11 protein-coding genes and 1 pseudogene are annotated in these 15,108 nt (G+C 68.3%); 5 read left to right on the forward strand and 7 right to left on the reverse strand.

The genetic code is table 11. The features are described from left to right. The 3 genes and pseudogenes from FMEAI12_RS20150 to FMEAI12_RS20160 all read left to right on the forward strand — a co-directional run. The coding region (locus tag FMEAI12_RS20150) for an integrase core domain-containing protein (protein ID WP_235014229.1) at positions 1 to 731 on the forward strand (731 nt) is incomplete at its 5' end. 669 nt (positions 732 to 1,400) lie between these two features. Beyond that, positions 1,401 to 2,306, forward strand: coding sequence for an NYN domain-containing protein (locus tag FMEAI12_RS20155; protein WP_235014230.1), 906 nt, complete (start codon positions 1,401 to 1,403; stop codon positions 2,304 to 2,306). A gap of 1,102 nt (positions 2,307 to 3,408) precedes the next feature. Then, a pseudogene (locus FMEAI12_RS20160) lies at positions 3,409 to 3,829 on the forward strand (hypothetical protein); the annotation flags it as partial. Between the two features lie 229 nt (positions 3,830 to 4,058). On the opposite strand, the gene FMEAI12_RS20165 reads toward FMEAI12_RS20160, so the two are convergent. Next, on the reverse strand, positions 4,059 to 5,702 hold the full coding sequence (locus FMEAI12_RS20165; RefSeq protein ID WP_112107349.1) for an amidohydrolase: 1,644 nt from the start codon (positions 5,700 to 5,702) through the stop codon (positions 4,059 to 4,061). Between the two features lie 122 nt (positions 5,703 to 5,824). Between FMEAI12_RS20165 and FMEAI12_RS20170 the strand changes: the two genes are divergently transcribed. Together FMEAI12_RS20170 and FMEAI12_RS20175 are read left to right on the forward strand one after the other, a co-directional pair. Next, entirely contained in the window at positions 5,825 to 7,330 is a 1,506-nt protein-coding gene (locus FMEAI12_RS20170; RefSeq protein WP_112107352.1) for an NAD(P)/FAD-dependent oxidoreductase, read from the forward strand. After that, positions 7,318 to 7,845: a DUF6314 family protein gene (locus FMEAI12_RS20175; RefSeq protein WP_112107354.1), complete on the forward strand. Its 528-nt coding sequence runs from the start codon at positions 7,318 to 7,320 to the stop codon at positions 7,843 to 7,845. The genes FMEAI12_RS20170 and FMEAI12_RS20175 overlap by 13 nt, the downstream gene beginning before the upstream one ends. 64 nt (positions 7,846 to 7,909) lie before the next feature. Here the strand turns inward: FMEAI12_RS20175 and FMEAI12_RS20180 are convergent, their stop codons facing one another. From FMEAI12_RS20180 to FMEAI12_RS20205, 6 genes are all read right to left on the reverse strand, one after another. Next, the gene (locus FMEAI12_RS20180; RefSeq protein ID WP_112107356.1) at positions 7,910 to 8,851 is read right to left on the reverse strand and encodes a PhzF family phenazine biosynthesis protein; all 942 of its coding nucleotides are present in this window, start codon (positions 8,849 to 8,851) and stop codon (positions 7,910 to 7,912) included. Beyond that, entirely contained in the window at positions 8,848 to 10,095 is a 1,248-nt protein-coding gene (locus FMEAI12_RS20185) for an acetyl-CoA carboxylase biotin carboxylase subunit family protein (RefSeq protein ID WP_235014231.1), read from the reverse strand. The genes FMEAI12_RS20180 and FMEAI12_RS20185 overlap by 4 nt, the downstream gene beginning before the upstream one ends. Positions 10,096 to 10,145: 50 nt before the next feature. Further along, positions 10,146 to 11,633: a lyase family protein gene (locus tag FMEAI12_RS20190; protein ID WP_112107360.1), complete on the reverse strand. Its 1,488-nt coding sequence runs from the start codon at positions 11,631 to 11,633 to the stop codon at positions 10,146 to 10,148. A 74-nt stretch (positions 11,634 to 11,707) separates the two neighbouring features. Continuing rightward, positions 11,708 to 12,982: an ATP-grasp domain-containing protein gene (locus FMEAI12_RS20195; protein WP_112107362.1), complete on the reverse strand. Its 1,275-nt coding sequence runs from the start codon at positions 12,980 to 12,982 to the stop codon at positions 11,708 to 11,710. Next, positions 12,979 to 13,995, reverse strand: coding sequence for a cysteine synthase family protein (locus FMEAI12_RS20200; RefSeq protein WP_200835345.1), 1,017 nt, complete (start codon positions 13,993 to 13,995; stop codon positions 12,979 to 12,981). The genes FMEAI12_RS20195 and FMEAI12_RS20200 overlap by 4 nt, the downstream gene beginning before the upstream one ends. Positions 13,996 to 14,147: 152 nt before the next feature. Further along, on the reverse strand, positions 14,148 to 14,915 hold the full coding sequence (locus FMEAI12_RS20205) for a hypothetical protein (protein WP_146776738.1): 768 nt from the start codon (positions 14,913 to 14,915) through the stop codon (positions 14,148 to 14,150). Between the last annotated feature and the right edge of the window lie 193 nt (positions 14,916 to 15,108).

Genomic DNA, 15,108 nt, shown 5'->3' on the forward strand with positions numbered 1-15,108 from the left:
GGCTCGCGACCGAGAACCCGACGTGGGGCTACCAGCGGATCCAGGGCGAGCTCCTCAAGCTCGGTTACCGGGTGAGCGCATCCACGATCCGCCGGGTCCTGAAGACCCTCGGGCTGCCACCGGCTCCGAAACGGCAGACCGACACCACATGGCGACAGTTCCTGCGCACGCAGGCAGCGACCATGCTGGCCGTGGACTTCTTCCACGTGGACTGCGCGGTGACGCTGCGGCGTCTGTACTGCTTCTTTGCCATCGAGGTCGGCTCCCGCACCGTCCATATCCTCGAGGTCACCGCCCACCCGGACGGGCCCTGGACCACCCAGCAGATCCGCAACCTTGTGATGGACCTCGGTGAGCGGGCGGTCGACTTCCAGTTCCTGATCCGCGACCGGGCCGGGCAGTTCACCGCGTCGTTCGACGCGGTCCTCGCCGACACCGGCATCACCACGGTCAGGATCCCACCCCGGACTCCGCGGGCGAACGCCTACGCGGAACGGTTCGTCCGCACCGTCCGGACGGAAGCCACCGACCGGATGCTGATCTTCGGTGAACGGCACCTGCGCACCGTCCTGGCCGAGTACGCACGGCACTACAACGGACGACGCCCGCACCGCGCGCTCCGCCTTCAACCACCCCGGCCCGACCATCCAATCACCGACGTCACGACGGCACGGATCAAGCGCCGGCCTGCCCTCGGTGGCCTGATCAACGAATACGAACGAGCCGCCTAAAAGACCAGGTCAACGCCGGTGGCCGAGTTCTGGCACCCCACAGGGCCTCTGGAGCCGGCGAGGGGACTCGAACCCCTAACCGCTCGATTACAAGACGAAACACCGCGTATCTGAACATACCGGAACGTGCCGCGTCGTGCCGCAAAATCCGAGGTCAGGGCGTTTTCGGTGCCGTAACGTGCCGGCCGATGTCGCGACGTGCCGGAGCATCCGCGCACACAATGCGCACACACGCGGCCAGCGCATTGTCGACATAAAAGTCATAATCACCGCTACCGGACACGCAAAGCGCGCCGGTCACGATCTGTGGTCGATGGCGAACTAGGGAGAGACGGTCTGGCCTGTTCGGGGACAGAGGCACCGGGCCACCGGCGATCGCGTGAGGGCCGGGCGGTATCGACGATTACTGGTCGATCTCGTCACCGGTGCTGTCGGCAAAGGCATCCAACTCATCGGGCCCGTAGACCACGATGGGACCGTGGTGCCACGCCCGTGTCACGCTCAGGTGTGGCACCCGCTGGGTGCAGGCCGGGTGGCGCGAGGCGCTGCGGCACTGCAAACGGCCTGGGGGCCGCTGGTGCTGCGGACCTACAGGCCGCGTGTCATCCTGTGAGCGCCAGGCGTGTTTTGTAGCCGTGAGCGCCGGGTGCCCGAGAGGGAGGAACCAGCGTGGTGGACAGCCCCGGGCCGGCCCGGCTTGCGGTGCTCATCGACGCGGAGAACGCACCGTTGTGGGCCATCGAACCGCTGCTCACCGAAATCGCCCGATACGGAAACGTGCAGGTGAAGCGCGCCTACGGCGACTGGTCGGCCGGCGCGCCGAGGAGCTGGAAGAAGACCCTGCTGGAACTGTCCATCCGTCCTGTGCAGGTGTTCGCCGCGGTCAAGGGGAAGAACGCCGCAGACCTGACATTGGCGATCGATGCGATGGATCTGCTGCACTCCGGATCCGTCGACGGAATCTGCCTGGTCTCCTCCGACAGCGACTTCACCCGCCTGGCCGAACGGATCCGCGAGGCCGGCCTGACCGTCTACGGGTTCGGGGAGGAGAAGAAGACGGACCCGGGCCTGCCAGCCGCCTGCGACACCTTCACCTTCGTCGAGATCCTCGCAGCGGCAGTGCCGCCAGCGCCTGCTCTGACGCCAGACCAGGCGCTCGGCCCTACCCAGGCCGCCCCTCCGACGCAGCGGTCACCTGGGACGCCTAGCAATTCTGAGAGGTTCGCGGCGGCCCCAGCTGCCAACACGCCGCAGACCGCTGTCGCTGACCCGCCGAAGAACAAGAAGAAGGTGAAGTCCACCCCGGGGGTGCCTCCCACCCGGGCAACGTCCGCCGAACTGCGCGCGAATGCCGTGCTGGTCAGCCGGCTACGCGAGGCGGTGACGACGAACCCCAGCCCTGACGGGTGGACGCATCTGTCGGCCGTCGGGTCAGCCATCCGGAAGCACCCCGCGATCGTCCTGAAGACCTACGGCTACTCCCGCCTCATGGACCTGATGGTCGCGACCGACCTGTTCGAGCTTCAGCAGAACGGCCATGGTAGGTCTGGCCCCGTCCACGCGCGCGTCAAGTAGTCACACAAGGTCGCGTGACGGCGGCCCGCCAACTGTGCTCACGGCCGCGCTCAAGGGCCGGATCAGCTACGCACCCAGCGCGCCCCGCCTACCTCCTGATGGTCGCCTGGTGAACCACGCCGTGCCCGTAGCCGCAGGCCGCGAGTCTCGTACAGGCATGGAGAGGACGTCGGACCTCGAAGCGCGAATTTACATGGTTCTACCGTGATCTCCGCGCAAGATCCCGCATATGCGGCAGCGACACGACGTCGGGCATCTCAGGCCAGTGGTACCGGGGAAGGACTCTCGCGTGCACAGGGACGACGCCGGTGACCGGGTTCCAGATGACGTCGGTCCAGGAGCCTCCGCGCGCGGGGACGACTCCACTCGGAGTCGACGTTGTGGAGTTCACCCACCTGCACGGGGACGAACCTCTGCGGTGATCAAAAAAAGGGGGTGTCCACCCCGAAAGACCCCCCGCCTGCGCCGGGACGACAGCGGACTGGCCGCGGGCTGCTGACCGTTGGAGGGCGCCCTCGCATGCGCGGGGGTCTTCCTGCCACCAGATTCGCCCTGCGCCCCCGCCCCCGCCAGAGGCCGAGTCGTGTAGCCGTTCGACTACGGACGGCACTTCCACCTCGACGGCCGCTCTCACTTACGAATGGTCTCGGCAAGCCTTAAAGGCGACGTCTCATCACTGCAGACCAGGCCGCCGCGGCCGTGGCCGTCCTCTCGAACCAGAACGTGGTATAGACGCGCAAGCGAACGGCCCGCTAACAACGTCCTCGTAGATTGGACCCAGACCCAGCCTGGCCTTGCCCGTCCACCGCAGAAGCGGACGGCCTGCCAGTCCCGACTGCCCGCGATCGTCGCCCAGCGCGGGGTGTCGGCGATCCGCACTATGCCTAGGTCTAGATCTCCGGCTGTCGGATCGCTACCTACGCCCTCCGCAAGGACCTCGGGCCTGCGACCGCCTGAGCGCCCACCCAGCCGGGTGGGGACGCGGCACCGTGCGCCCTCAACGGGGTTCGCAGCAGACCCGTGCGGGATTGACCAACGTTGCAGTGTCAGGGCGGCTTGTCGTGGAGGCCGGCTCTGAGCGTTCCGTGGGCGGAGGTGTCCGATGAGCACGCCGGGGGGTGGCGACGGTCAGGGAGCGGGGAGCTTCGCCGTCCGCGGTGTCACCGTGATCATGGGCTTGGTGATGGGGCTGAGTTTCCTGTTCGGCTTCGGCAACTCCTGGGCGTTGGGCCTCCACCTGGGTGTGTCGCCGTACATCGCGCCGCTGGTCGCTCCGGCGGTGGACCTGTCGGTGGTCGGTTCTCCTCGGGATCCGTCACCTGGCGCTCCGTGGTGGGAGCACCCGCCAGATGCGGCCGGCGTGGCGGCTGCTCGCCTTCGCCGGCTTCGTCACGCTGGCGCTGAACGTCGCCGAACCGCTCATCGAGCGGAACTACAGCCGGGCAGCCTTCGACGCCGTTGGTCCGCTTCTCCTGATCGGCTGGGCTGAGGTAGGGCCAGGTTTGTTTCAGGCGATGCAGGCCATCGAGACCACGACGGCCGAGCCGACGTCCGTTCACGGTATGCCCGCAGTGGACGAGGAATCCCAGCAGTCGGTAGGTCCCGGGGTTACGTCCGGCGCGGAGCGTACGTTCGATCCAGTAGATGATGTTCCGGTCGGACGGTGCCGAATGAGGCCATACCGAAAAAGGAAGGATGATCGGGGAAGCTCTGCACTCAAATCACGCTCACGATGATCAGCCTGTGCCGGGTTCACCGGGGTCCGGTGCCGGCGGACACGTTTCCTCGATGCTGGCCAACCCTCCTACCGGACAGATCGGGACGGGTGTGGAGCACGGCGCCGTCGAGCACAGTGCGCAGGCAGACCGGGTCGGGGCCGGCGAGGTCCGGCAGGGGCGGCTTTGCCGCCGGGTCAAGGCCTGCGGGCAGGTGCCAGAGGGCAAGAGTTGCGGGGCTGCCCGGGGAGAGAGTCCCGGCGCCGGTGGTGCTGGCGCGGCCGATGTCGGCGCGGGCGGCGTGCCAGCCGCCGCGGGTCGCGGCTGCCAGCGCCTGCGCGGGGGTGAGCCGAGCGGCCGGAGTGTGGTGGCCGGTCGCGGCGCGGATCGCACCCCAGGGGTCGAGCGGAGTGACGGGGGCGTCGGACGACAGCGCGAGGCCGACACCGGCGGCGGCGAGGGCGGCGAACGGATTCATCGCGGCGGCACGAGCGGTGCCCAGCCGGGCGGTGTACATACCGGCCGGGCCGCCCCAGCAGGCGTCGAACGCGGGCTGCACGACAGCGACCGCGCCGTGGCCGGCGAGTTCGGCGATCTGCTCGGGATGGACGAACTCGCAGTGCTCGACCCGGGGCCGGCTGTGCGCGACCCGGCTTCGGCCGACCTGGTCGGCAGCTGCGCGCAGCCCCGCGAGGACGGTGTCGACGGCGGCGTCACCGATCGCGTGGAAACCTGGCTGCCGGCCGGCGCGGACCGCGGCCAGCACGATCGCAGCGACGCCGTCGACACCGAGTTTCGGCGGCGGCCGGTGACCGGGCCGGTCGGCATAGGGCTCGCGCAGAGCCGCGGTGTGTGAGCCGAGCGAACCGTCGACGAACAGGTCCCCGCCGACGCCGACGCCGTACGTCCCAGCGGGGTCGAGATCGGCGAGCAAGGCCGGGTCGCCGGCCCAGTAGGCGGTGATCCGCGGGCCGGGTTCGACGGCGGCGTGGGCGAGCAGACCCGCGAGATCGTCCGCGGAGGACACCTCCGGCCCCGCCATCTCGTGCAGCGCCACGATGCCGAGCGCGGCGGCGGCGGTACGCAGCCGCCGCCAGATGGCGGCGCGCTGCGCCTCACCGATGGTGCCGTAGGCATGGACACGGGCGGCGTGATGGGCGCCGTCGGTCACGTTGCCGTCACCGACCCAGCCAGGAAGGGCCACGGCGCCGGACGCCGCTGCCAGTCTGCCGGAGATGACCGCCATGTGGCCGTCGACGCGGGCCAGGTAGACGAGGCGGCCGGGAGCCGCGGCTTCGAGGTCGGCGCTGGTCAGGGCACGCTGCTCGGGCCAGGTGGTCTCGTCCCAACCGGTGCCGAGCAGTGTCGTAGCAGGGCTGTCGCGGGCCGCCGCGGCGATCACGTCCAAGGCGTGCGACAACGTCGGCGTGCCGGCGAGATCAAGGCCGCTGAGCGCGAGACCGGCACCGGTCGCGTGGATGTGGGCGTCCACGAAACCGGGGGTGACGAGCGCGCCGTCAAGATCGACGACGATGTCGGCCTGGTCGACGACCAGGGCCGGATCATCACCGACCCAGGCGATACGGCCACCGGCGGTGAGTAGAGCGGTGACGCCGGGCCGGGCCGGGCTGTGGACATGGCCTCCGCGGTAGAGGACAACGGGTCCGGATGCGCTGGTCATGTGCCTCGAGTCTGCCCGGCCGTCAGGAGACGTTCAAGCATCGAGCGCAAGGCGACCCGACCACCCTGTCTCTGTGACGCGAAGGCCCGTCCCGCTGCTGGGTACCGTCCTATGCTGTTCCGGTGCCCTCGGTCGCGATTGTGGGAGCCGGCCTCGCCGGTCTTGCCACCGCGAAAGCCGCGCGTGAATACGACCTGGTGCCCACCGTCTTCGAGAGCGCGCCGGAAGCCGGCGGTCTGTGGCGGCCACGAACCGGGTCGGTGTGGCCGGAGCTCACAACCAATATCTCCCGCTTCACCTGTTCACTGTCCGACTATCCGTGGCCGGCCGGCACACCGGAGTTCCCACGGTCGGCGGCCGTCGCCGAGTATCTGAAGTCCTATGCCCGCGATTTCGACGCTGATCGGGCGATCCGTTTCGGTTGCCGGGTCACCGGTGTCGAGCGGGTGTCCGGCAGATGGCGGGTCGCCTTCTCTGAGGGAGGCTGCGCCCGGGCGGAGGTCTTCGACGCGCTCGTGGTGGCGACAGGCTTCTTCGGGCGGCCGGTGTTTCCCCGCGTCTCTGGCGGGTTCGACGGACTCTCCATACACAGCGGTGCCTACCGCGGGCCGGCGGAGTTCCGGGGCCGGCGGGTGGTTGTCGTCGGCATGGCCTTCAGCGGCGCGGAAATAGCCGCGGAACTGGCCCGGGACGGAGCGGCGGTCACCGCCGTCACCCCGCGGCCGTTCTGGCTGGTGCCGAGGCGGATCCCGCTCGGCGGCGGTCGCCGGGTACCCCTGGACCTGTACGGCAACACTCGGTCGGCGAGGCTGGGGCCTCCGGGCGCCGTCGCTCCTCCACCAGCGGAAAGATACCGCCGACGCAACCAGATGCTGTCGGCCATCGGGATGAACCCGGGCGAGATCGACGAGGCTCTCAGGCTCGATCCAGACTCGACCGACCCGCCGCACGTGGTGGTCTCCGACACAGTGGGGACGGAAGTGGTCGAAGGCCGCCTGCGGGTGGTCGCCGGACGGGTCCGGCGACTGGAACGTTCCGCGGTCGTTCTCGATGACGGCCGGCGGGTCGACGCCGACGCGGTCATCTGGTGCACGGGTTACCGGCCCGACCTCACGTTCCTTCCCCGCACGGTGTCGCGGGCAGTGGAATATGATCCCACGGACATTTTTCAGCCGGTCCTCCTGGCGGACGCGGTGTTCCCTCAGGAGATCCCCGGCCTGAGCTTTGTCGGAATGTACCGGGGGCCCTATTTCGGTGTGGTCGAACTGCAGGCCAGGTGGGTCTGCGCGGTCATGGCCTCTGCGGTGCCGAGCCCCGCCCCCCTAGAACGCGCCCGCGGAGTCGGGACGGCTCGTGAGACCAGGCTCGCACGCCCCCGCCCGCAATTTCCCCATAACGACCTCGAACAGGCCGACCGGATCGGGCGGATTCTGGGGGTGCTACCGGAACCCGAATCCGCCCGGGACGAGAAAAACTGGTTCTGGGACGCACCGGTGATTCCGGCGCACTACCGTATGATGGGTGCGCATGCGGCGCCCACCGTCGCCCGGGTTCTGATCGAGGAGGCCCGGGCGCGATGCCAAGACGCCCACGAGAATCAGGAAGGCTGTGGGACGTGCCAGACCTAGCCGAGGGCGAGCCGAGCGGGGCAACGGTTCCGGGCGCGGAGGCCGCCGAGATCTTCGCCCAACTCGAGGGCACGTGGGCGCTACGCCGGGAGATTCCGGGAATCGGGACGATGGATGGCGCAGCGTTTTTCGACCCGCTCCTCCCGGGCACGCTTCTCTATCGGGAGGAAGGCCGCCTGAGCCTGCAGTCCGGGTACTCGGGGCCGGCCACCCGTGAATATTACTACCTGCTGGAGAAAGACCACATCAGGGTCACCTTCGCGGACGCGCCCCCCGGTGAGCGCACCTTTGTAACCCTGCGTCCCGAACGTGGTAGCGGCGACACCTTCAGGGCAGCAGATGTCCACTATTGCACACCCGATTTGTACTCGGCGACCTACCACTTCTCGAACGAAAGACTGACGATCTCGACGGGTGTCCGCGGACCCAAGAAGGACTACACAATCCTCACCACCCTCACCCGCGACCCGGAGACGAGGCGTGCCACGGCCATGCTGGACGGCAGCCGCGGCTGACGGGTCGACCGACTGGCGAGTTCCGAGCCCGCGGAGCAACAACCGACTTCCTTCGCCCTGGCGTCTACCGAGGCCTGTCCCCGGAGAGTGGAAGGACCCTGGTACCGGCACCCACGAAGACGACCTCCCCCTTGACCCGGATTACCGGCGTGCCGTCATCGCCCGCTGCCACCCGGCATTCCAGGCGGCTGGCCCGTCCCAGCTCAACGCCCTGTTCGAGGACAAAACCGAAATTGGGCAGCTCCGACTCGCGGCGCCGGCCATGGAGATAGGATGCCAGGGCAACCGCTCCCGCGCCGGTTCCGGTGTCTTCGAGAACTCCAAGTGCGGGGCTGAACATCCGGACCCGGAAATCGGCACCCGAATCCACGGAGGCCGCAGTGAAGGCATAGATCTGCGGAGCCCAGAAGTCGCCGATCTCCGCACGCCAGGCAGCAAGATCGAAGCGAATTCCCTCCATGGCCGACAGCGTCCTCAGCGGAACTATCAGGAACCGGACTCCGGCCCCGACCGCAGCAAGGCCGACGGTTGTGTCGATCTCGCCAACCGGAATACCGAGAACATCCGCCATAACCTTTTCATCGGGCGGTTGAGGACCTTTCTCCGTCCGCCCAGGGAAGGTGAGCTCCGCGCTCCCGGAGTATGGTTCGGTGCGCTTCTCGACCGTGACCCGCACCGGCCCGACAGGCAGATCGAGGATGATTTCTCCCGTCTGCCGGTCGAGCACATCACCAAGGTGTGCGGCCACCATCGCGGTACCGATGCTGGGATGCCCCGCGAACGGCAGCTCCGCTGCGGGAGAGAAGATCCTGGCACCCACGGTCGCACCGACCGAGGTCGGCTGGCCGAGAAAGACCGTCTCCGAATAGTTGAACTCCCTGGCCACAGACTTCATCTGCCCTGCGTCGAGATCGTCACAGTCAAGGACGACCGCCAGCGGATTACCCCGGTAGGCCGAATCCGAGAAGACGTCGACACACACGTATCTGAGCATCCGCCCGGTCACCGGTAGGTCACCACCAGGGCCTGGCGTACAGCCCGCTCGAGAGCGTCGAGCTCATCGATGCCGTTGGCCTCGATCAGGAAGGACCCGAGACGGTCGGCTCCCCGCCGCAGCGGGGGGAGCACTGCACCCGGCGCCCACTCTATCTCGACCCGGTGTAGTGTCGCCGCACCTCGTGCCGGGCTCACCGGATCGAAATGGGACTGCAGCGGGATGTACGTCGGATCGACATCGAATCCTTTGACGGCAACCCCGTCCAGCACTCCCGCCTCATGTTCGAAGAAGACCTGGCGCACCGGACGGGTCGGGGTGCTGTACTCGGGGCGCTCCCCCATCATGGCCCGCAGGATCTGGTGTTCCAGCGGGATCCCGGTCGACAGCTGATACATGGGAAGAAGTCCATCTCCAGGGTTCCGCACCGCGAACTCAATCAAGACCGGCGATCCACCCGGGGGCATCCGGTACTCGGCGTGGATCATTCCGGAGCCGATCCCGAGAATATCCACGATCTTCTGGTTCGCCACACGGACGGCATCCGCCCCGGCCATGGAGACAGCATTGGCAGGAATCGTGTAACCCATCTCCAGAAAATTCTTCCCTGGCGGGCACGGCGGTTCCTGGCTGACGTTGGTGAAGACCGCCTCCCCTTCGTGCACGAGGGAGTCCACGTTGATGTCGATCCCGTCCGCGACCGCCTCCACCAGGAGTGCGGTCCCGGCGTCGAACGCCTCCAGTGCCCTCGCCAGGGCGGCCGGAGAGTCGGCCAGATGGATGCCCTGACCGCCGTGTCGGTCCAGCGCCTTGACCACCGTCCTCCCTGCTGGGGAGGGCGGCGGTTCCCCGGCGGTATGGTGCTGCCACCGGGGGCTGAGCGCCGGGAAGTAGCCTCGCTGCAGGAACTTGTTCCGGGCCACCATGCCGGCCCGCACTCCGGCACCGGGCAAACCCAGGATGTCGGCGGCGACGGCAGCGGCCGTGACGAATTCCTCCACGGCGCCGTAGACGCCGCGGACAGCGTATTCTTCACCCCAGCCGAGGGTCTGGGCGACCGCCGCCTCGAATGACCTCGCAGAGCACCATGCCTGCCGGTCGGGCTGGTTCGACAGGCGGCGGACCCAATCCTGATCAACCGTCTCAGGGTCGTCAATGTAAAGGATCCGCAACCCACGGCCACGGAGGAAAGAATAGAACTCCGGGTAGCGTGCCCTGGCAGCACCACCCATGAGGACAAAGGCTTCCTGTCGCATCGTGATACCCTCCATCGGGAATTATCATTGGTCAGATCGCGGCGTCAACACTATGTGCCACCGCCAGCCGTTCCGGTTGTGGTGTCAGTGCCGAGAAGTGATGTTACGGCTTCGTCGAGCTCAGACCAGGACCGGTTCCAGCCGGTTTCCCGCTGACCGACGCGGGCCGTTGTCTCCGCGTGCTCCGCCTCGATCTCCGCGCGTGTCGCGGCAACGGCGACGCTTGACGGACCGCCGCCGAAACGGGCTCTCTCGACCACCGCAGCCGGATCGTCGCCCTCCGGGAACATCGATTCCCGGTCCGTGCCGAGGAGATCAGAAACCAGATCGAGGAGAGCCCCTTCGCCGGCGGCGGCCCTGTTCACCGCCTCCCCGACGAGATGATGCGCCTCCCGGAAAGGGAGCAACCGCAGCTGAGCTATCCGCTCGGCGGCGAACGTGGCCACGGTGAAACCGTCAACCGCCCGCTGCCGCATCGCTTCGGTGTCCGCGAGCAGGCCGGCCACGACCGCGGTGAGCATGTGAAGTCCCTCCCGCGTCGCGTCCAGCGCGTCCCAGGCCAGCCGGATCGCTTCCGAGCCGGCTGCGATCGAGTTCGTGTACGGCTTGCCGTGCATCGCCACGGCCGCGGTGGTCAGTGCTCCCGCGCAGGTGGCCAGCCTGCCCTGGGCATGTTCGAGGAGAAAAGGGTTTCGTTTCTGCGGCATCATCGAGCTGGAGCCGACCAGAGAGTCGGGCAGGCGGAGAAAGGCGAACTCGTCGGTGAGCCACTGGAGGAGATCCGCCGCGAGACGGCTGGCGGTCACGCCAAGGATCATGGAGCCGGCGAGGGCCTCCAGGAACACGTCGCGCGAAGCGATCGCCTCGACAGAGCTGCTGAATGTTCCGGTGAAGCCGAGGAGCCCGGCGGTTCGCTCGGGGGCGATGCGTACCGTGGTGCCGCCTATGGAGCCGGCGCCCAGCGGGCAGAGAGCGAGGCTCTCCGCCACATCGTCGAGTCGACGCAGGGCGCGCATCAGCGCACGCGCCACGCCGAGCAGGTAGTGCTCGAACGTGATCGGGACGGCCGGCTGCCCGTGGGTGTAGGCCGGCATCACCGCCGAGCGATACTGCCTGCCCTTGTCGACCAGCGCCTCAACGAGATCCAGTCCAGCACGCACGGTTCGAAGGTGCCGTTCCCGCAGCCGCAGCCGCAGGCAAGTGGCGGTGTGGTCGTTCCGGGAACGCCCGAGCTGCAGGGAGCCCGCGATCCGCGACCCCAGGTGATCGGCGAGATAATTCTCGTACATCAGATACAGCCCGCGGGGCGCATCCCGCGCGGCCAGCTCGGCGAACCGCGAGGCACGCAGCCGGCGAATGCTTTCGAGCAGCGGTGCGCCGTCCCGCCGGTCGAGGACTCCCTGTTCGGTGAGCATGACGACGTGTGCCAGGTCAACGTGAGAGAGCAGGTCCAGCTCGGTCGCACGGTCCGGGTTCCCATAGGCGAGCCGGCGCAGTTCGGACGGGACAGTCTCCTGGATACGCCCGGTGGAATCCACGGCAGTCACTCCTCCGGCCGTGACGGCCGCCCCTCCGGCCCCGGGGGCTGCCCCGGGACCGGCAGCGCGGCCCGTCACAGCCGACCGTCCGCGACGGGGGTCTTGCCGTCCACAGGCCCGGCACCTGGTGCGGTCACGTTCCCGAGAGCCTCCTCGACGAGGCGGGCCGACTCCCGGATACTGGTGGCCGCCGCGAGCACGTGCCCGATCCTGTCCCGGAAATCTCCCGTCGCCTGATCGTCCGCGGCGCGGTCCCCGGTACGGTAAAGAAGCAGGTGGACGGGTGGCCGCACCGAATGCCGGAGGACATCCACGGGAACGCGCGGGGCCGCAGAGCGGAGCAGGAAACGGATCGACGCCGCCCGCGGCCCGTCGGCGGGCCGGCTGGGCACGGTCACCCCTTCAGGAAGCGCGCAGGCCATCCTGATGACCTCCTCGATGAGGTCCCGTCCGGTGGCATGGCGGATCAGTTCCGGGATGAAGCCGCCGGCAAGCCGGGGATTCACCTCGATGACGACCGGCTCCTCCCCCCGCGCCAGCCGCAGTTCGGCATGGACCGGCCCCCATCCGAGCCCCAGCGCCCGCACCGCGGCCACTGCCTCGCGCACGAGCCGATCCTCGAGGTCCCCTGCCAACGGTGCGGGGTAGTCGTGACCGACCTCGACGAAGGAGGGCTGTGGCCCGAGATGTTTCCGGACTACGCCGACGGCCTGTCCCCCCATGATCTCGACGGAGTACTCCGAGCCGTCGAGGAACTCCTCGACCAGGATTCCGCTCCCGGTGGCCGGGCCGCGATCGTCGTGCTGCTCGCCGAGGAGGTGCCCGGCCTGGCTCGCTACCTCATCGAGGCTGCGGCAGAGCCGCACACCGATGCTCCCCGAGCCCGCGCGAGGTTTCACCACCACGGGCAGGCCGACCTTCTCGGCGAACCGCTCGGCCTCGTCGGGCGTCCGGACGAGGACGCTCGCCACATCCGCCAAGCCGGCCTCGGCGATGATTCGGCGCTGGTGGGCCTTGTCACGGCACGCGCTGACCGCCGCAGCGTCGGGGCCGGGCAGCCCCAGCATGCCGGCGACCCGCGCGGAGATCGGCAGGTAGTACTCCGAACTCGACCAGACTCCGAGTGGCCGGAACTCCGCACCCAGCACGCTGACACACCGCGACCAGACCCGACCGGGATCGGACGTGTCAGCCACGACGACCTCCAGGTCCGGCCGGGACGCGAACGGATAGCGGGTGGGTTCCGCGGTGACGAGGATGGGACGCAGGCCGAGCGCGGCCGCACGCTCGACGAAGATCTGACCGGTGCCGCTGGTGTTGCTCTCCACGAACAGGATGGCGGCGGTCACCCCGGCTCCTTCCGCGGCCGGCCGGCCATGACCTCGTCGAATGTCCGCCGGGCCCAGGAGAAGGAGGCCCACGGGACGACCGCGTCCCAGGGCGCGTCCACGGCCACCGGAGACTCGACGTGGGGCCCGGGAGTCAGCCCATTCTCCGCGAGCCAGTCATCGTTGTAGACGGTCTCCTGGTAGCGATATCCTTCGTCGGGCAGCAGTGCCACGATGGTCGAGTCCGGATGGTGGCGCGCCCACCAATCCGCCACGAGATACGACGGGCCGCTGGTCGGGCCCATGTAGAGCGCGTGCTCGCGGTGCAGCTGGCGGGTGGCCCAGAAGGAGGTCCGCGAATCCACCCAGTGGACCTCGTCGAACACGGTGTGGTCCAGATTCGCGGGAAGCAGGCTGTTACCCAGGCCACGCACCATTCTCTTCCCGTCCTCGTGCCCGAACAGCACGCTGTGATGGGTGTCGACGCCGATGGCCCGCAGCTCGGGCACAATCGTGCGCAGGCTTCTGGCCGTGCCGCACATCGAGCCGCCCGAGCCGACCGGACCGACCAGGCAGTCGATGGGGCCGAGTGCGGTGAGTAGCTGTTCGGCGAGCAGCGCGTAGGCTCCGGGGTTCTTCGGATTGTCGTACTGGGAGGGGCAGAATGCGCCCTCCGTGTTCGCGATGACCGCCGCCAAGCGGTCGAGCCGAGCCTGCTGGACGCCGCCGGGCCCGTCCAGGGCGGGACCGCTGACGATGTCGACAGTGCCACCGAGATCCCTGATCCTGCGCCGCAGCGTGGCGTCGACCACAGGATCGGTGACCATGTGGAAGCGCAGCCCCTTCAACCGGCACACCATCGCGAGTGCCAGGCCGAAGGTTCCCGAGCTCGTCTCCACAACGGTGGAGCGACCGGGTGTCAGCTGCCCGGAGCGGATGGCCTCATCGATGATGAAACGTGCGGGGATCAGCTTCATCAGGAAGAAAGCCGCGCCGTAGAATCTCGGGGAGAACCGGATTATCTTGGGAAGCAAGAAACTCTCATCGGACGCCGAATACACCGTGAAGTCCATATTCGCATACCTTCGTCAGGATTTCTTGGCCGGCCCGGATTGAAGTCGTCGCCGCGTCGCGGGTTGCGCGGGCCAGCGGTTGGCGGAGCGCTGCCGGGACGTCCGTTCATGACCTACTGGTCAGTGGAGGTGAGCCATTCGCCGCAGCGGAACCGCCAGAACTGCATTCCCTGACGGCCGAGCTGTTCCTCGGCCAGGTGTATCGAGTCGTCGAGGCGGGCGGATCGCGCGTCGAAGATCAGGCCCGCGATCGAACCGCTGTGAGCTATCTGTAATCCCTGCGCGCCGCACTCGGCAGCCGTCCGGTACAGGTCAGGCCACACGGACAGTGGCAGATACCTCTGGTTGATCTCGGCGCTGCGGGTCGCCGCCTTCGCCAGCAGGGCGACGGAGCCGGCGGCGATCGCCCGGCGTACCGCTGCGATGATCACTCTGAACTGCTGGATCTCCTGCCAGGAGTAGTCGGGCAGCGGAAGGCTGTCGGTCAGGACCGGGTCGGTCAGGGTCCGGACCCCGAGTATCAGGAGCGGCGGGAGAGAGCGCTCGAATCGCTCGACCACCACGCCCTCCCGCTGCGCGAAGAGCATCGGGACGTCAGAGAACATCAGCGGATCACTCGCGCGCTCGACCTTGACCGCCAAGGTGGCGATGTCCTCCGGCTTGAGCGGCAGGCGCAGGGCGTCCGCAGTGGCGCGGATGGCGGCGACCACATCACTGGTGGACGAGCCGAAGCCAAGGCCGACCGAGACGTTGCCGGAGATGACGAGTCTCCCTGTCGGCTCGGTGATGCCTGCGGCCCACTGCGTCAACGCGCTCGCCGCGAGCGCCTTGGTCTTCCAGGAAGGCATCACGCTGAGCTCGGCACCGGTTGGCTCGAGCACGGCGTGTGTCGAGTTATGGAACGGAAGTGTGACCAGCACGTTGCGCAGCCGGCCGTCCCGGTCACGGCACGCATCGACGAAGTAGCGGCCCTTTCCCTCACCGCCGGTTATGTTGTCCGGTCGGCTCGATCGGTAATATGGCCGCCTCCGACGCCCACCCAGCCCGCCACCCACTTCCCGGGATCACCGGTTA

Source organism: Parafrankia sp. Ea1.12 (genome assembly GCF_900465275.1).
In the GTDB taxonomy this organism is placed as follows: Bacteria; Actinomycetota; Actinomycetes; order Frankiales; family Frankiaceae; genus Parafrankia; species Parafrankia soli.